The organism is Neptunomonas sp. ABH4_499, from assembly GCF_056160565.1.
The window spans coordinates 192,185-209,042 of sequence record NZ_JBSWXK010000001.1; the positions used below are offsets into that span (position 1 = coordinate 192,185).

General features: G+C 50.4%; 16 protein-coding genes. 6 read left to right on the top strand and 10 right to left on the bottom strand.

The annotated features are described in order from the left end of the window. Nucleotides 1-68 precede the first annotated feature (68 nt). From rpsA to gyrA, 6 genes are all read right to left on the bottom strand, one after another. Nucleotides 69-1,751: a 30S ribosomal protein S1 gene (gene rpsA / locus ACXAF9_RS00900; protein ID WP_475069346.1), complete on the bottom strand. Its 1,683-nt coding sequence runs from the start codon at nt 1,749-1,751 to the stop codon at nt 69-71. A gap of 39 nt (nt 1,752-1,790) precedes the next feature. Further along, nucleotides 1,791-2,477 carry a (d)CMP kinase gene (cmk, locus tag ACXAF9_RS00905; protein ID WP_475069347.1) on the bottom strand — a complete coding sequence of 229 codons (687 nt, stop codon included), beginning with the start codon at nt 2,475-2,477 and terminating at the stop codon, nt 1,791-1,793. Further along, the gene (locus ACXAF9_RS00910) at nt 2,464-4,725 is read right to left on the bottom strand and encodes a bifunctional prephenate dehydrogenase/3-phosphoshikimate 1-carboxyvinyltransferase (RefSeq protein WP_475069348.1); all 2,262 of its coding nucleotides are present in this window, start codon (nt 4,723-4,725) and stop codon (nt 2,464-2,466) included. The genes cmk and ACXAF9_RS00910 overlap by 14 nt, the downstream gene beginning before the upstream one ends. Next, entirely contained in the window at nt 4,725-5,840 is a 1,116-nt protein-coding gene (gene pheA / locus ACXAF9_RS00915) for a prephenate dehydratase (protein ID WP_475069349.1), read from the bottom strand. The genes ACXAF9_RS00910 and pheA overlap by 1 nt, the downstream gene beginning before the upstream one ends. Before the next feature lie 42 nt (nt 5,841-5,882). Beyond that, complete coding sequence (gene serC / locus ACXAF9_RS00920; RefSeq protein ID WP_475069350.1) at nt 5,883-6,965, bottom strand: 3-phosphoserine/phosphohydroxythreonine transaminase; 1,083 nt, start codon at nt 6,963-6,965, stop codon at nt 5,883-5,885. A gap of 86 nt (nt 6,966-7,051) precedes the next feature. After that, nucleotides 7,052-9,703 (bottom strand): DNA gyrase subunit A, encoded by a 2,652-nt coding sequence (gyrA, locus tag ACXAF9_RS00925; protein ID WP_475069351.1) that lies wholly within the window; start codon nt 9,701-9,703, stop codon nt 7,052-7,054. A 233-nt stretch (nt 9,704-9,936) separates the two neighbouring features. Here gyrA and ubiG point away from each other — a divergent pair, with 233 nt between their 5' ends. The 3 genes from ubiG to ACXAF9_RS00940 are packed head-to-tail and all read left to right on the top strand — an operon-like array spanning nt 9,937 to nt 12,111. Next, nucleotides 9,937-10,662 (top strand): bifunctional 2-polyprenyl-6-hydroxyphenol methylase/3-demethylubiquinol 3-O-methyltransferase UbiG, encoded by a 726-nt coding sequence (ubiG, locus tag ACXAF9_RS00930; RefSeq protein WP_475069352.1) that lies wholly within the window; start codon nt 9,937-9,939, stop codon nt 10,660-10,662. A 1-nt stretch (nt 10,663) separates the two neighbouring features. Next, on the top strand, nt 10,664-11,335 hold the full coding sequence (locus ACXAF9_RS00935; RefSeq protein ID WP_475069353.1) for an HAD family hydrolase: 672 nt from the start codon (nt 10,664-10,666) through the stop codon (nt 11,333-11,335). A 35-nt stretch (nt 11,336-11,370) separates the two neighbouring features. After that, nucleotides 11,371-12,111 (top strand): YciK family oxidoreductase, encoded by a 741-nt coding sequence (locus tag ACXAF9_RS00940; RefSeq protein ID WP_475069354.1) that lies wholly within the window; start codon nt 11,371-11,373, stop codon nt 12,109-12,111. A gap of 72 nt (nt 12,112-12,183) precedes the next feature. Here ACXAF9_RS00940 and rluB read toward each other — a convergent pair whose 3' ends face one another. The 4 genes from rluB to ACXAF9_RS00960 all read right to left on the bottom strand — a co-directional run bounded on the left by rluB (nt 12,184) and on the right by ACXAF9_RS00960 (nt 15,069). Next, nucleotides 12,184-13,026 (bottom strand): 23S rRNA pseudouridine(2605) synthase RluB, encoded by an 843-nt coding sequence (gene rluB / locus ACXAF9_RS00945; RefSeq protein ID WP_475069355.1) that lies wholly within the window; start codon nt 13,024-13,026, stop codon nt 12,184-12,186. Nucleotides 13,027-13,125: 99 nt separating this feature from the next. Then, nucleotides 13,126-13,518, bottom strand: coding sequence for an H-NS family histone-like protein (locus tag ACXAF9_RS00950; protein WP_475069356.1), 393 nt, complete (start codon nt 13,516-13,518; stop codon nt 13,126-13,128). Nucleotides 13,519-13,591: 73 nt separating this feature from the next. Beyond that, entirely contained in the window at nt 13,592-14,212 is a 621-nt protein-coding gene (locus ACXAF9_RS00955) for an L-threonylcarbamoyladenylate synthase (protein ID WP_475069357.1), read from the bottom strand. Beyond that, entirely contained in the window at nt 14,209-15,069 is an 861-nt protein-coding gene (locus ACXAF9_RS00960) for a PHP domain-containing protein (RefSeq protein ID WP_475069358.1), read from the bottom strand. Before ACXAF9_RS00960 ends, ACXAF9_RS00955 begins: the two co-directional genes overlap by 4 nt. 73 nt (nt 15,070-15,142) lie before the next feature. On the opposite strand from ACXAF9_RS00960, the gene ACXAF9_RS00965 reads away from it, so the two are divergent. The 3 genes from ACXAF9_RS00965 (at nt 15,143) to ACXAF9_RS00975 (ending at nt 16,763) form a co-directional block, all read left to right on the top strand. Then, nucleotides 15,143-15,688, top strand: coding sequence for a septation protein A (locus ACXAF9_RS00965; RefSeq protein ID WP_475069359.1), 546 nt, complete (start codon nt 15,143-15,145; stop codon nt 15,686-15,688). 1 nt (nt 15,689) lies between these two features. Continuing rightward, nucleotides 15,690-15,989 carry a YciI family protein gene (locus ACXAF9_RS00970; RefSeq protein WP_475069360.1) on the top strand — a complete coding sequence of 100 codons (300 nt, stop codon included), beginning with the start codon at nt 15,690-15,692 and terminating at the stop codon, nt 15,987-15,989. Nucleotides 15,990-16,160: 171 nt separating this feature from the next. Further along, nucleotides 16,161-16,763: an OmpA family protein gene (locus tag ACXAF9_RS00975; RefSeq protein WP_475069361.1), complete on the top strand. Its 603-nt coding sequence runs from the start codon at nt 16,161-16,163 to the stop codon at nt 16,761-16,763. Nucleotides 16,764-16,858: the final 95 nt, after the last annotated feature.

The window sequence follows — 16,858 nt, forward strand, 5'->3', positions numbered from 1 at the left end:
GTAGAGTTGTGATTCCTTTCAAACCTCGAAGGTCAGAGTCTGACCGTTAGGCCAGACTCTATCGTGCTTTATGCGTCTTTTTTGCTCATCTGCTCTTTAATCAGATCACCGATGGTCGTAGGACCAGAAGTGTCTACTGATTGTTGCTGAACCGATTGCAACGCTTCGCGCTCTTGTTTCATCTCCATCTGTTTGATCGACAGCTGGATAGAACGGTTTTTGCTGTCCACTTGCGTGATCACCGCTTCAACAGCATCACCCACGTTAAGCTCTGCGGACAAGTCTTCGGTGCGCTCGCGAGCAAACTCAGCGACACGAAGCGTACCTTCAACGCCATGAGCCAGTTCGATGGTGGCCTGTTTGGCATCCACCGATGCAACCGACCCTTTCACGACGCTGCCTTTCTGGTGAGAAGACAAGAATTCTGTGAATGGATCACTGGCCAGCTGTTTGATGCTCAGTGCGATACGCTCACGCTCTACATCAATGGATACAACAATGGCTTCGACTTCATCCCCCTTACCAAAAGCTTTAACCGCTTCTTCACCCGGTAGATCCCAAGAAAGATCGGAGAGGTGAACCAAGCCGTCAATACCACCTTCAAGACCGACAAACACACCAAAATCAGTGATGGATTTGATCTTACCGGTGATCTTATCGCCTTTCTGATGAGAGGCCGCAAAGGCATCCCATGGGTTTTGCTGGCACTGTTTCATACCCAAAGAGATACGACGACGATCGGCATCAATGTCAAGAATCATGACATCGACTTCCTGACCAATCTGTACCACTTTAGATGGATGAACATTCTTGTTGGTCCAATCCATTTCAGATACGTGTACCAAACCTTCGATGCCATCAGCAATCTGTGCAAAGCAACCGTAATCGGTCAGATTAGTGACGCGGGCTTTGACCTTGTCGCCAACATTAAAGCTGCCGATTTTCTCGTTCCAAGGATCCGCTTTCAGCTGTTTAATACCTAAAGATACGCGCGTTTTTTCACGGTCGTATTTCAGGACTTTAACGTCGATCTCATCGCCAACGCTCAGTACTTCACTTGGGTGTTTCACACGCTTCCAAGCGATGTCTGTGATGTGCAGAAGACCATCGATACCGCCTAGGTCGATGAACGCACCGTAATCGGTGATGTTCTTGACGATACCTTTAAGAACGGCACCCTCTTCGAGGGTTTCGAGCAGTTTTTCACGGTCAGCACTGTTGAGTTCTTCAAGGACGGCACGACGAGAAACAACAATGTTGTTACGCTTAGCGTCTAGCTTAACCAGTTTGAATTCGAGTTCTTTGCCTTCAAGGTGGGCCGTGTCGCGAAGTGGGCGGATATCCAACAAGGAGCCAGGCAGGAAGGCATTGACTGCGCCAACCGAAACGGTGAAACCACCCCGGACTTTGCCGGTGATTTCGCCTTTAACGATCTCGCCGTTATCAAAGGCTTTCTCCAGAACAGCCCAAGCTTCAGCGCGTTTTGCCTTCTCACGTGAGAGCTGCGTTGAACCAAATCCATCTTCGACACTTTCCAGAGAGACCTTAACTTCATCACCAACGGCCACGGTGAGTTCACCGTTTTCGTCTTCGAATTGCCCTCTTGGAATTACGCCTTCCGATTTTAGACCCGCATTGACAATAACAAAGTCATTTTCAATAGCGATAACCGTCCCTGTTACAATCGAACCGGGCGCCATATCCAACTCTTGCAGACTCTCTTCGAAGAGATCAGCAAAACTTTCGCTCATAGTTATTCCATCCTCGCAACCAGTGCTGGTGTCAACCCGTTAACGCAGCCCTCGATGACGTGCTTCTTCGAGCACCGCCGTCAACACTTCGTCTATGGTCATTCTTGTTGAGTCCAATACAATGGCGTCCGCCGCAGGCTTGAGAGGCGCCACTTCTCTGTTCATATCACGCGCGTCTCGGGCTTGCAAGTCTGCCAATATAGTTTCAACACTAGCACTGAGCCCCTTATTAATCAACTGCTTATATCGGCGCTCTGCACGCTCTTCTACAGAGGCATCCAGATAGATTTTTAAAGGCGCTTCTGGGAACACAACCGTCCCCATATCACGACCATCGGCAATCAGGCCCGTGCCTTCTGCAAAGGCGCGCTGACGCTCCAATAATGCTTGGCGTACCGCGCCAATCGCCGCCACAACGGACGCATCGTTACCCACACTCTCGGCGCGGATCGCTTTGGTCACTTCCTCGCCTTCAAGGATGATCTGCACCTCGCCATCGCGGCTAACAAATTGAACATCCAAATGTGCCGCTAAAACCACCAGCGCATCTTCGTCACCTAAACCGACACCGTGGTGTGACGCCGCCAATGCGGTTAAACGGTATAAAGCGCCACTGTCGAGTAAGCTCCAACCCAGCTGTTCGGCCAGTAGCTGACAAATCGTTCCTTTGCCTGAACCGCTTGGCCCATCGACCGTGATGACCGGAACCGATTTATGTTGAGACATGCGTCTCCTCCTTATGCATTCGTAAACCTATTTTTTGGGCCACTTCCGTAAATTCAGGGAAGGAAGTCGCCACTGAATCGCACCCGGTAATGATAACTTCGTCCTTGGCGCGTGACCCCGCGATCGCCAATGCCATGGCAACACGATGATCGTCAAAACTGTTCACGGTGGCATCGTTTAATAAGCCACCGGTGATGGATACTTGATCCCCATCAACATCCACTTGAATACCCAGCGAGCGAAGGCCTTTCGCCATCGACTCTATCCGGTCACTCTCTTTAAAGCGAAGCTCCGCTAGGCCCTTGATCAGCGTGACACCTTCGGCATTAGCGGCCGCAACAAACAGTGCCGGAAACTCATCAATGGCTGCGGCGACCTCTTGCTCGCTCACACGGATACTGTGAAGCGGGCGATGCTGAACCCGAATATTCGCCACCGGCTCACCACACAACAGGGTTTGCTCGGATAACTCAATATTGGCTCCCATTCGTTCAAGCAGGTTCAAAAGACCAGCACGACCTGGGTTGATACCCACTTGCTCGATCGTTAAATCAGAGCCTGGTGACACGGCTGCCGCTACAATAAAGAAAGCCGCGGATGAAAAATCCCCCGGTATTTCGATATCGGTTGCTTTCAAAGCCGTTGCAGGCTCGATGGTCACGGTATTGCCATCACGATGAACGGTTACACCAAACTGCGATAGCATGCGCTCGGTATGATCCCGCGTGAGCGCAGGCTCAGTCACTTTGGTAAAACCGTTGGCGTATAAACCCGCCAGCAAGACACCGGACTTCACTTGAGCACTGGCCACCGGCATGGTGTAACTCATCCCGTGTAGGGATTCCACTGCGTGAATTCGCACAGGCGGTAAACCGTCCACACCCGTTTGGATGTTCGCACCCATCTGATTCAGCGGATCTGCAATACGCGCCATCGGACGCTTACTTAAGGATGCATCCCCCAGTAGCTCCGTATCAAAAGACTGAGCGGCCAATAAACCACTTAATAAGCGCATACTGGTGCCCGAATTACCTAAGTACAAAGGTCCAGGCGGCGGACATAAACCGTACAAACCGGCACCGTAAATTTTGACTTCGCCTTGGTGCGGGCCTTCAATAACAACCCCCATATCGCGAAACGCTTGAAGCGTTGCCAAACTGTCTTCGCTTTCAAGAAAGCCTTTGATTCGGGTGATGCCATCAGCAATCGCGCCAAGCATAATCGCCCGATGCGAGATCGACTTATCCCCCGGAACACGAATACGCCCCGTCACGGCGGCAGAACGACGCACTTTAAAGGATATAGGTGCGCTGTGACGGTTCAGTGAATAGGCAGTACGGCTGATCATCTTGTTGAAATGCTCGCGTGCCGATTTAGCCCGCGTGAAAACGCCCAACATGGATTGGGTATCGCTGTCTTCTATCGCTGTACGAAGGTTTGCCAACCCTTGAGTAAAGTTATCGATCTGACTCAACAGCTGCTCTTTATTGGCGATACAGATGTCATGCCACATGGTTGGGTCGGAGGCAGCGATGCGCGTAAAGTCGCGAAAACCGCCGGCGGCATAACGGAAGATTTCGGTACTGTCTTGCTCACGCGCGAGAGTATCCACCAGCGAAAACGCCAAAATGTGCGGCAGATGACTGGTGGCAGCGAGTACTTCGTCGTGACGGTCGACAACCATCTGGAGGACTTCCGCGCCTGTCGCTTGCCACATACGCGCTACGGTTTTTACCGCATAATCAGACGAGCTAGGCAACGGAGTAACAATGACTTTGTGCTTATCAAACAAGGCCGAGTCTGCTGCTGCGACTCCGCTTTTTTCGGAACCGGCGATTGGGTGACCCGGTACAAAGCCAGGTGGAATATCCCCAAAGACGGCTTCGGCTGCGGCAATCACGTTCTTTTTGGTGCTGCCCACATCAGTGATGAGTGCATCGACTTTAAGAAGCGGTTCGATCTGGCTTAATACGGACTGTGTCGCTTTTACCGGTACGGCCAGCACCACCAAATCGGCTTTCGGGACAGCATCACGAAGATCATCAAAACCTTGGTCGATGACGCCTAAATCCAAGCCTTGACGGATCTCGTCTGGGTTAAGATCAAACCCACTTACCACTTTGGCAAAGCGCTTTTCCCGAAGTGACTTGGCTAATGATCCACCGATCAGGCCTAAACCAATGATCAAGACATGTTCTACTCGAAAGGGCGATACGACAGGCGCATCCGGATTCGATGGGAACGCCATTAGATCACCGCTTTTGGGTAGGAGCCCAACACTTTTAACTCGGTCGAGATCAACTCTAACTGCTTGATCACATCCACAACCGCAGGGTCAGATTCGTGCCCTTCAAAATCGATGTAAAAGAGGTAGCTCCACGCCCCTTGGCCCGATGGTCGGGTTTCGATACGCGTTAAGCTAATACCTTTGGAATGGAAAGGCTCGAGGAGCTTATAAAGTGCGCCTGGCTCGTTCGGGGCCGCCAAAAGAACCGAGGTTTTATCCTGCCCGCTTGGCCCAACAATTTGCTGACCGATCACCAAGAAACGCGTGGTGTTATCGTGTAGGTCTTCCACATTACGTTGGACAATGCTCAAGTCGTACAGCTCTTCAGCCGACTCGGCCGCAAGGGCTGCACTGTTCACCTCACTGGCCGCGCGTTGTGCGCCTTCTGCGTTGGAGCTGACTTCGACACATGTAGCGTTGATGCAGTTTTCGGCTAACCATTGACGGCACTGCGCCAATGATTCGCGATGTGCGTAAACGGTTTGAATGCTGGCCAAATCAACGGGCGCACGCTCCGAGTCGGAGCGTTTCATCATCAGGTGGTGATGAATGGGTAGCTCTAATTCGCCGCAGATACGCAGCGAGTAACGACGGAACAGATCCAACGTATGGGTCGCCATCCCCTCGGTTGAGTTTTCAATCGGCACAATACCGTAAGCCGCTTGACCGGATTCAACCTCACGGAAGACTTGATCCAACGAGGCCATCGGCGCTTGATGCACCGAGTGACCAAAGTGCTTAACCGCCGCTTGTTGAGTGAAGGTGCCTTCTGGGCCTAAAAACGCGACACGCATCGGTTTTTCGAGTGATAAGCAGATCGACATGATCTCGCGGAATAGCCACGCTACCTCTTTTGCGGGCAGCGGGCCTGGGTTTCGATCCATCACACGACGAAGGACTTGCGCTTCTCGTTCGGGTCGATAGAACACAGCATCTTGCTTGCCTTCGTAAGACTCTTTTACTTCGGCGACCTTTTGCGCGCATTCGGCCCGCTGATTCAGCAGTGTTTGAATTTGTTGATCGATGGAATCGATCTGATCGCGCAGTACACGCAGTGCCTTCTCTTGTTCTGTCATAACTCAACCCGTAACGAGATGTTTCCTATCACTCAGTATTGCTTAGCCGTGCGTTCGTTCAAACTCAGCCATAAATTGGATCAGTGCATCAACCGCTTCTTCGCTGATCGCGTTGTAGATGCTGGCACGCATACCACCCACCGAACGGTGACCTTTCAGGTTCAGTAGGCCGTTCTCTTCTGCGGCAGCTAGGAAAGCCGAATCCAAAGCACTGTCGGCCAAGGTAAACGGCACGTTCATTTCGGAGCGGTTCGCAAGCGCAACTGGGTTGGCATAAAACGCACTGGCATCAATGGCTGAATACAGTTTTTGTGCTTTACGTTGGTTAATGGCAGCGATGGCATCTACCCCGCCCTGCTCTTTTAACCACTCAAACACCAAACCACACAGATACCACGCCAGCGTCGGTGGCGTGTTGTTCATGGAGTCCGCATCGGCATGCACTTTGTAATCGTACATGGTTGGCGTGCCGGTCAGCGTTGTACCCAGCAGATCGTCACGGGCGATGACAACGGTTAAGCCTGCAGGGCCAATGTTCTTCTGAGCACCTGCGTAGATCAAACCGTAACGGCTAACATCCACGTGACGCGATAAAATGTCTGATGACATATCGGCAATCAGTGGCACATCACCGGTCTCTGGAATGTAGTCAAACTGCACACCACCGATGGTTTCATTGGTGGTGTAGTGCACGTAAGCGGCATCTGGGTTTAGGGACAGCTCAGCCTGACTGGGCGCCGAGGTAAAGCTATTACCTTCGGTTGTCGCCGCGATGGCCACATCGCAATAGCGCTTAGCTTCAGCAATGGCTTTTTTCGACCAGATACCCGTGTTGATGTAATCCGCGCTTGGCTTACCGCGCAGCATGTTCATCGGCACCATAGCAAATTGAGATGACGCACCGCCTTGCAAGAACAGCACTTTGTACTGATCGGGAATGCCCATCAAATCGCGCAGATCTTGCTCGGCTTTTTCTGCAACCGAAACAAACTCTGGGCTTCGGTGGCTCATTTCCATAATGGAAAGCCCCTTGCCATGCCAATCCATCAATTCGGATTGCGCACGCGCGAGTACCGCATCCGGTAATGCCGCAGGACCTGCACTGAAATTGTATTTACGGCTCATCTCTCATCTCACTTAACTAGGTGTTACCCACACTTGGGCATGTTCTAAAAGAAAGTGCGGCTTAGGCCGCACTTTTTGGTTCAGTTTTAAGCCTCGTCAGGCGCTTCGCCGCCTTGTTCAGGCTCCGCTGCGTCGGCTTGGTTGCTCTCAGTCTGAGCGTCTTCGCCGTCGACGTTTTCGCCTTCCGCGTCCAGCGCTTCAAGCTCCTCTTCATCGGGCTCCTCGATGCGCGCAAGGCTAACGAGGTTTTCATCCTCGACCACCTTGATCAAGGTCACACCTTGCGTGTTTCGCCCCAATACAGAAATCTCTGAGGTGCGGGTACGAACCATGGTGCCCTGATCACTGATCAGCATCACGTCATCGCCTTCAAAGACTTGCACCGCGCCGGCTAGGCTGCCGTTACGATCGGTGCATTGCATGCCGATCACACCCTGGCTACCACGACCTTTGGTCGGGAACTCTTCAACCGGTGTTTGTTTACCGTAACCACGAATCGATGCCGTCAGTACATGGCCGCCCTCTTTCGGGATGATCAACGAGATCACTTTCGCATCGTCTTTTAATGTGATGCCTTTTACACCACGAGCGGTACGGCCCATGGCACGCACATCGCCTTCATCAAAACGCGCTACTTTACCGACACTGGTTACCAGAATGATGTCATCCTGACCTTCGGTGATGGCGGCACCAATCAAAGCATCGTCATCCAACAGATCAACCGCAATCAAACCGGATGAGCGAGGACGCGAGAAGTTCTGCAAAGACGTTTTCTTAACAATACCGCTGGCCGTCGCCATAAAGACGTAACGGTCTTCGCTGTATTCGTTAACCGGCAAGATGGTCGAGATACGCTCGCCTTCATCCAGTGGAAGAATGTTCACAATTGGACGACCGCGCGCTGCGCGGCTGGCTTGTGGAATCTCGTAGACTTTTAGCCAGTACACTTTACCAAGATTGGTAAAGCACAAAATGGTGTCGTGCGTGCTGGCGATTAACAGATGCTCGACAAAGTCTTCATCTTTAACCGCCGTCACCGATTTGCCTTTACCGCCACGACGCTGCGATTGGTAATCGGTCAGCGGCTGAGTTTTCGCATAACCACCGTGAGAGATGGTCACCACCATGTCTTCTTCGGTGATCAGATCCGCAACGGTCAAATCTTGACGCGAAGCGATGATCTCGGTGCGGCGCTCGTCACCGTATTCAGCACGCACTGCTTCAAGCTCTTCACGGATCACTTCCATCAAGCGCGTGTAAGAACCTAAGATTTCCAGAAGCTCGGCAATTTTAACCAGCAGCTCTTGGTACTCTTTGATCAGTTTTTCGTGCTCAAGACCGGTCAAGCGGTGTAAACGCAGATCCAAGATCGCTTGTGCCTGAACAGGCGATAGGTAGTACTTACCATCGCGCATACCAAATTGCGGCTCAAGATCTTCCGGACGACACGCATCATCACCGGCACGCTCCAGCATGCTGGCAACGGAGCCCAACTCCCAAGGGGTTGAGATCAGTGCTTCTTTCGCATCAGAAGGGGTCGGCGAGCGGCGGATCAACTCGATTACAGGGTCGATATTTGCCAGCGCGATGGCCAAGCCTTCCAACACATGACCGCGTTCACGTGCTTTACGCAGCTCGTATACGGTACGACGGGTGACTACTTCGCGACGGTGACGAATGAAGTTTTCGATCAACTCCTGAAGGTTCAGCAGTTTTGGCTGACCGTCCACCAAGGCAACGATGTTGATGCCGAATACGCCTTCCATTTGCGTTTGCGCAAACAGGTTGTTGGCGATCACATCCGGCACTTCGCCACGGCGCAGTTCGATGACGATACGCATACCGTCTTTATCGGACTCATCGCGCAGCTCTGAGATGCCTTCGAGTTTTTTCTCTTTTACCAGCTCAGCGATCTTTTCGATCAGACGCGCTTTGTTGAGCTGGTAAGGAATTTCGGTAACCACGATGGATGAGCGACCTTTTTGGTCCTCTTCAACGTGGTATTTAGAGCGAATGTAGATTCGACCACGACCGGTACGGTACGCCTGAAGAATCCCCGCACGACCATTGATGATGGCACCCGTTGGGAAGTCTGGGCCTGGGATGTATTCCATCAAGCCATCGACATCGATCTCTGGGTTTTCGATCATCGCCAAACAGCCGTTGATCACTTCGGTCAGGTTGTGTGGCGGAATGTTCGTCGCCATACCTACTGCAATACCAGAAGAGCCGTTCACCAATAGGTTAGGGACACGGGTTGGCAGTACGTCTGGGATCTGTTCGGTGCCGTCGTAGTTCGGCACGTAGTCGACGGTTTCTTTGTCGAGGTCAGCCAAGAGCTCGTGGGAGATCTTGTCCATACGAATTTCGGTATAACGCATCGCCGCAGCGGAGTCGCCATCGACCGAACCGAAGTTACCCTGACCATCGACCAGCGTATAACGCATCGAGAAGTCTTGCGCCATACGGACGATGGTGTCGTATACCGCACTGTCACCGTGGGGGTGATATTTACCGATTACGTCACCGACCACACGGGCCGATTTTTTATAAGGCTTGTTCCAGTCATTGCCCAGCTCGTTCATCGCGAACAAGACGCGACGGTGAACCGGTTTAAGACCATCGCGCACGTCAGGCAATGCACGCCCGACGATAACACTCATCGCGTAGTCCAAATAGGACTGACGCATTTCGTCTTCAATATTGACGGGTAGTACTTCTTTGGCTAAATCACCCATGGGTTTCAGCTTTCCTTGATTCGGTCTGCTCGTGGCTCACCAGCTTCATCCGTAAGAGAGACGCAGACGACAGATTTTCTTATCGTTTGATCGGATGAATGAGCCCGCTCTATAACCGAGCGAGTATACCAAAGTTTTCTTAAAGATTCCCTAAAAATGAATACGTTGGGCGTTGTTGTGAGAAAGGCCAAGGGTGATAGAATACGCTCATCGCAGAATTAAGGACTCGCACGATGACAGATACCCAGCAAACTCAAAACATTGACCCAGCCGAGATTGCCAAATTTGAAGAGTTGGCCAGCCGCTGGTGGGATCGTGACAGCGAATTCAAACCTCTGCACGACATTAACCCACTGCGGGTCAGCTACATTGATCAAATCGCCTCACTGGCTGGCAAAAAGGTACTGGATGTCGGCTGTGGCGGCGGTATCTTATCCGAATCCATGGCGCGCCGCGGTGCCGAGGTGACCGGGATCGATATGGGCGCCGCCCCACTTAAGGTGGCGAAACTGCATGGCTTAGAAAGCGGCGTGTCGGTCCAGTACCAACAGATCACCGCCGAAGAGATGGCCGCGGCTCACCCAGAAGCGTTCGATGTCGTAACCTGCATGGAGATGCTCGAGCACGTACCGGACCCATCTTCTATCGTAGAGGCCTGTGCTGCCATGGTAAAACCGGGCGGCTATGTGTTTTTCTCGACCTTGAACCGCAACCCGAAAAGCTACCTATTTGCGATTTTAGGCGCAGAGCGCATCTTAAAATTGGTGCCGCCAGGCACACACGATCATAAAAAGTTTATCCGTCCATCGGAGTTGGCCAACTGGATTCGTCAAAGCCAGTTAAAGACCGAAGATATCAGCGGCATGACCTACAACCCCATCACTAAGCATTACAAACTCAGCGACAGCGATGTGGATGTGAATTACATGATCGCCACCTCTAAGCCTGCGCTCTCGTAACGTGAGCACACACAAAAAAGGCTGCGTACTGTTTGATCTGGACGGTACGCTGCTCGACTCAGCTCCCGACTTTATCGCTATTATTAATGCGTTATTAAACGAGCAGGGCTTACCAAGCGTCGCCCCTGAAAAACTGCGCGAGCAAGTCTCGGAAGGGGCTCGCGCCATGCTGAGCGCAGGCTTTGGGAAAGAACACCCACTGCTGGATCGGTTGCTAACAAGCATGCTGGAGCGGTACTACCAAGCCCCCTGCGTAGAAAGCGTACTGTTTACAGGTTTTGATGAGCTACTGCCACGCTTAGAACAAAACAACCTTTGCTGGGGCGTCGTCACCAATAAGCCTCGTCGCTTTTCAGAACAGATTTTACGAACCCTAGAGCTGGATCAACGTTGTGCTATTTTGATCTGCCCAGAGGATGTAAAAGAGACCAAACCCTCGCCAGAACCCTTATTATCGGCGTGCCAGCAGTTGAACATTCCGATCCAGAATACGGTCTATGTTGGTGATCACCTAAGAGATATCCAGTCCGCCAAAGCCGCCAATATGTTTAGCATTGCTGCGCTCTATGGCTATATTAAAGCTGACGAGGATACGAATTCATGGCAAGCTGATCAGAACGTTCACCGCGTTGAGGCACTCTGGCCCATCATTGAAGGTCAACTCCTCACGTAAGGCGGTACTCAGATCAGCCAAGAAAAGGAGTGGCTATGTTTGAATATCAAGCCCCAGAACAGCTTCTGAAAGATCGCATCATTGTGGTGACCGGTGCCGGCGATGGTATTGGTAAAGCCGCCGCCATCGCTTACGCCTCCTGCGGCGCAACGGTCGTACTGATGGGACGCACACAAGAAAAACTGGAAGCGGTTTACGACACCATCGAATCCAAAGGCTGGCCGCAACCTGCAATTGTGCCAATCAACCTAGAAACCGCGACAGAGCACGATTACATCGAGCTGACCAACATCATTGATCAGGAGTTTGGTCGCGTAGACGGCCTTTTGCATAATGCAGGCCTACTTGGCCTTCGCACCCCGCTTGAGTCCTACGACCCAGTCACATGGGAGCAAGTGATGAAAGTGAATGTGCACGCCCCATTCTTGCTGACGCAAAACCTGATGCCTTTATTACAGCGCTCGGAAGATGCCTCAGTCATCTTTACATCCTCTGGGGTTGGGCGTACTGGTCGCGCTTATTGGGGGGCCTACAGCGTATCTAAGTTTGCCACCGAAGGCATGATGCAGGTTTTAGCCGACGAAGTATCAAACTCTGGGAATATGCGCGTTAACTGCATTAACCCGGGTGCGACCCGTACCTCGATGCGTGCTTACGCCTACCCTGCCGAAGACCCAAATACCCTACCCACACCTGAAGAGATCTTACCGGTTTATCTTTATTTGATGGGTAAGGACAGCCACGGCATCAACGGCAAGTCATTGGACGCGCAATAAGCGAATTTATTAACGCTTGCCAGATACGAAAAAGCAGCCACTCAAGGCTGCTTTTCTTTTTTAACACACGGTTTATTTGGCGTGTTTTGGCCCTACGGCATGGCGTACTTGTTGACGCTTAAAGCGACGCTTATATTTATCGCGCTCAGCTGGCTTCATTCGCACAGGGCTTTTTTGAGCCAAGCTTAGTTGGTTGGCTAACTGTTTGATCTCTTTTGGGGTTAACTCTTTCCACGTACCGGCTTTAACATCGCTTGGTAAAAAGATAGAGCCGTAACGCACTCGCTTAAGACGGCTAACCTGGAAACCTTGCGACTCCCACAGGCGGCGAACTTCGCGATTACGCCCTTCCATCACCACACAGTGATACCATTTATTTGCACCTTCGCCATCAAAGTATTGCACATCACTGAACTTGGCCATGCCATCTTCCAGTAATACACCCTCTTTTAATTGCTCCATGTGCTGTTCGGTCACCTCACCCAAAATACGCACAGCGTATTCACGGTCGATGTTCGCCGATGGGTGCATTAACGCATTGGCCAGCTCACCATCGGTTGTAAATACCAATAAGCCGGTGGTGTTAATATCCAATCGACCGATCGCAATCCAACGCCCGTTTTTAAGAGGCGGTAGGTGATCAAATACCGTTGGACGACCTTCGGGGTCGTGACGGGTTGAAACCTCACCTAAAGGTTTATTGTAAATTAATACGCGACGTGGCGATTCCGCTTCGGAAATTAACGCCACCGTCCGACCATCGACTTTTACTTCATCCGATGAAGTTACGCGGTCACCCAATTTAGCCTGAGCACCGTTGATAGAGACACGCCCTTCATCAATCCAGCGCTCCATCTCACGACGTGAGCCAAATCCCGACCGCGCCAAAACTTTCTGTAACTTTTCATCAGCCATTTTGACGCATCCTGTGGTTTATTAAACGTAAGCTTAGTATAAAAAACAAAACCCCCCGATCCTACCGGACCGAGGGGTTTTTTTGATGTGATAAATCGATTACTTGATGGCAACCGCTTCTTTATCAACACCGTGCTTGTCGAAGTAAGCCTGGAACGCCAGTGGTGTACGACCACGGCCAGACCATTCGTGTACAGTGCCTTCATCGTCAGTAATTCGGTATTTAGCTTCTACTTTCTTTTTAGGAGCCGCACCGATAACAGACTGCAGGTCGTCCATGTCCAGACCTGCATCCTGCATTGTTTGACGAATCAGAGCGATTTTCTCTTCACGTGCTGCCAGCTCTTCTGCTTTTGCAGCTTCTTCGGCTTGCTTCTCTTCCAGAATGTCGTTCAGGTCAGAGATCAATTTTTCGATGTCAGCTACGCCTAATTCTTGGCACTGCTTACGCAAAGAGTTTTTACGCGTTAAAACTTTTAGAATGTCAGACATTTATCAAACCCGATGTATTGTGTGTTAACTGTGGTAATTATGATCGTTTTTTAATTAATTTCAAGATGATCATTTAATTAAAAAAGGCTAAATCACCTGCGCCTTCGCGAATAATTTCTGGCTCACCGTTGACCAAACTAATAACCGAGGTGGCTTCCATTCCACAAAAACCACCATCAATGATTAAATCGACTTGGTTTTGCAAAATATCGCGCATCTCGTATGGGTCCGTTAACGGTTGCTCATCCCCAGGCATAATGACCGACGAACTGATAATGGGTTCCCCCAATACCGTTAACAAATCAGCGGTGATGTTATTATCCGGCACACGTATCCCGATGGTTCTGCGCTTTGGGTGCAGCAAGCGCCGAGGCACTTCTGTCGTGGCATTCAATATAAAGGTGTAAGGCCCTGGCGTATGAGCCTTCAGTAAACGATACACCGTGTTATCCACTTTAGCGTAGGTACCAATGGTGCTTAAATCCGCACAGACCAGCGTAAAGTTATGTTTATCATCGAGTTGGCGAACCCGTTTCATTTTCTCTAATGGGTTCTTCTCACCTATTTTACAACCAAACGCGTAACCGCAATCGGTTGGGTAAACGATTAAACCACCAGCATTTATGATATCGACCGCTTGATTGATCAAACGCTTTTGCGGATTTTCTGGATGAATTTGAAAAAACTGACTCATGCTGACCTCCCGGATTGATAATCAATCCCTATCAGATCGCTAATGTGATTCCCACTGTGCGCAAAATCGGGATAACAACCAATCGATGTCCAAAGTTGCTCTGGGGAATGAAAATCACTGCCGCCCGACAACGCCAACTCAAACTTTCGCGCCAACATCATTAAAGACGCTTGTTGATCTTGCGTAACGCCAGGATACCCAACCTCAATGGCTTGCCCACCAAGCGATGCAAACTCAGATACAACGCCTCGAATCTTATTTAAGGTTAGATTGTATTTCGTAGGATGCGCCAATACGCTTACGCCACCCGCGTCTTTTATAATGCTGATCACCTCTTCAAGGGTTGGCCAGGCCACTTTGACATCGCCTGGCTTGCCGGCGCCTAAGTACTTTTTAAACGCCTTCGCCTCGCTATCAACCACACCGGCCTCGATTAACGCTTTCGCAAAATGCGGACGACCTAACTGCGCTTCACCTGCCTGCGCTCTTGCGGCGTCTATTAATGAAGGCAGCTGCATCTTTTGAAGACGCTCATCAATTTTGAGCGCGCGCTCTTCACGAAGGTTCGTCATGCGCTCAAGGTGTTTCGACAAAGCTGTGTTGTGGATATTTAGATTCAACCCCACAATGTGCAAAACCTGCTTGCCAAAAACACAGGTAAACTCAGCACCATTAATAAAGGTAAGATCAGCGGGCAACGTTTGCTTTTCCAGCACGTGACATCCCTCGACCGTATCGTGATCGGTCAAAGCAAAAAATCGTACCCCAGCATCATACGCTCGCTGAACCAGATCCATCGGCGATAAATCACCATCTGATGCAGTTGAATGGGAGTGAAAATCGAGACTGTGCAACATCTATTGTGTCCTAGGCTTTTTATGTCGGAGCTGCACCGATATACTGGCGTCTCCATACACTGATTATACGCTTATGAAATTACTTCTCGACTTTCTTCCGATCATCATTTTTTTCGCGGTCTATAAACAAACGGATGACATCATTTTGGCAACGGCCATTTTGATCCCAGCTACCTGTTTGCAGATGGCGTATACCTACTATCGTGAGAAGCGCATCGAAAAAATGCAGCTGGTCACCTTAGTGCTGGTGGTTATTTTCGGCGGCTTGACGGTGCTTCTTCAAGACAAAACATTTATCCAATGGAAGCCAACGGTCGTTAATTGGCTCTTTGGTGCCGTCTTCTTGGGTAGCCAATTCATTGGAAAGCGCACCATTATAGAGCGCATCATGGGCGCTAATGTTGACTTACCCAGTGTCATTTGGACCCGCCTTAACATGGCTTGGTCTCTGTTCTTCTTTTTTGCGGGGGCGCTCAACCTGTTTGTCGCTTACCAATTCTCGGAAGATATCTGGGTCGATTTTAAACTCTTTGGCATGCTTGGATTAACCTTAGTGTTTATTATTGCCCAAGGCGTTTATTTAAGTAAGCACATAAAACCTGACGATAAGGAATCCTAAGATGTTTTATGCGATCATCTCGGAAGATCATCCAAACAGCTTATCGAACCGTACGAGCGTGCGCCCTGATCATTTAGCACGTCTGGCTCAATTAAAAGAGGAAGGTCGCTTATTGATCGCAGGCCCTCACCCGGCGATCGACAGTGAAGATCCAGGTGAAGCTGGTTTCACAGGAAGCTTAGTCGTAGCTGAATTTGACACCCTAGAAAGCGCAAAAAAGTGGGCCGATGAGGATCCATACGTCGCTGCAGGGGTTTACAAATCAGTAATTGTAAAACCGTACAAAAAAGTTTTGCCTTAAACGCTGTTTTACATCACAATTTTTAAATATCTAAGGTTCCAAACTTGCGACAGTGCAAGTAAAATGATAGTTACTTAAAGTTAATGAACTCTTGTCGTCTTTTGGAAACTAACCGTCAGGATTCATAAAAATTAAGAATGCAACAACCCACAATTCACAAGGATATTTGATATGAAAAAGCTCGCTATGACCGCAGGTCTTGCTCTGGCGATGGGCATGTCAGCTACCGCTATGGCCCACCCAACTAACAGCGGCTATGTTACTGATTCTGAAGATACTGTATGGCGCAACAGCTTCGGCGAATGCTGGCACACAGGCTTCTTCACTGAAGCTGATGCAACTGTAGAAGGTTGCGACGGCTATGTTGCTTCTGCTGACGCTCCGGTTAAACAAGAGCCTGTAGCGACTCCTACTCAGCCAATGGCTGCTGTAGATAAGAAATTTGCTGTATTCTTCGACTTCGACAGCGCAGTTGTAGATAGCGTTTCTGACATCGCAACTTACGTTAAAGGTCTGTCTTCTGTAAGCTCTATCCGCATGGTTGGTAACGCTGACCCTATCGGTTCTTCTGCTTACAACGATGCACTGTCTAAGCGTCGTGCTGAAAACGTTGCTGCTGCACTGCGTGCACAAGGCGTTGACGGTAGCGTAATGACTGTTGACCACCTAGGTGAAACAGCTCCAGTTGCTCAGTGTTCAGGCCGTGGTGCTGCACTGATCGCATGTCTGCGTGCTGACCGTCGTGTAGACGTTCAAATCTCTGGCAAGCAATAATCACTGATTATCGCTGCTAAAAAAAACCGGCTTAGGCCGGTTTTTTTGTGCCCGCTTTTCAGCAAGGCTTATAAGCTAAAGCATTCAGACACAAA

Excerpts from the sequence above, each read along its gene's own strand:
- rpsA (WP_475069346.1), bottom strand. The coding sequence starts at position 1,751 with ATGAGCGAAAGTTTTGCTGATCTCTTCGAAGAGAGTCTGCAAGAGTTG.
- cmk (WP_475069347.1), bottom strand. The coding sequence starts at position 2,477 with ATGTCTCAACATAAATCGGTTCCGGTCATCACGGTCGATGGGCCAAGC.
- ACXAF9_RS00910 (WP_475069348.1), bottom strand. The coding sequence starts at position 4,725 with ATGGCGTTCCCATCGAATCCGGATGCGCCTGTCGTATCGCCCTTTCGA.
- pheA (WP_475069349.1), bottom strand. The coding sequence starts at position 5,840 with ATGACAGAACAAGAGAAGGCACTGCGTGTACTGCGCGATCAGATCGAT.
- serC (WP_475069350.1), bottom strand. The coding sequence starts at position 6,965 with ATGAGCCGTAAATACAATTTCAGTGCAGGTCCTGCGGCATTACCGGAT.
- gyrA (WP_475069351.1), bottom strand. The coding sequence starts at position 9,703 with ATGGGTGATTTAGCCAAAGAAGTACTACCCGTCAATATTGAAGACGAA.
- ubiG (WP_475069352.1), top strand. The coding sequence starts at position 9,937 with ATGACAGATACCCAGCAAACTCAAAACATTGACCCAGCCGAGATTGCC.
- ACXAF9_RS00940 (WP_475069354.1), top strand. The coding sequence starts at position 11,371 with ATGTTTGAATATCAAGCCCCAGAACAGCTTCTGAAAGATCGCATCATT.
- rluB (WP_475069355.1), bottom strand. The coding sequence starts at position 13,026 with ATGGCTGATGAAAAGTTACAGAAAGTTTTGGCGCGGTCGGGATTTGGC.
- ACXAF9_RS00950 (WP_475069356.1), bottom strand. The coding sequence starts at position 13,518 with ATGTCTGACATTCTAAAAGTTTTAACGCGTAAAAACTCTTTGCGTAAG.
- ACXAF9_RS00955 (WP_475069357.1), bottom strand. The coding sequence starts at position 14,212 with ATGAGTCAGTTTTTTCAAATTCATCCAGAAAATCCGCAAAAGCGTTTG.
- ACXAF9_RS00960 (WP_475069358.1), bottom strand. The coding sequence starts at position 15,069 with ATGTTGCACAGTCTCGATTTTCACTCCCATTCAACTGCATCAGATGGT.
- ACXAF9_RS00965 (WP_475069359.1), top strand. The coding sequence starts at position 15,143 with ATGAAATTACTTCTCGACTTTCTTCCGATCATCATTTTTTTCGCGGTC.
- ACXAF9_RS00970 (WP_475069360.1), top strand. The coding sequence starts at position 15,690 with ATGTTTTATGCGATCATCTCGGAAGATCATCCAAACAGCTTATCGAAC.
- ACXAF9_RS00975 (WP_475069361.1), top strand. The coding sequence starts at position 16,161 with ATGAAAAAGCTCGCTATGACCGCAGGTCTTGCTCTGGCGATGGGCATG.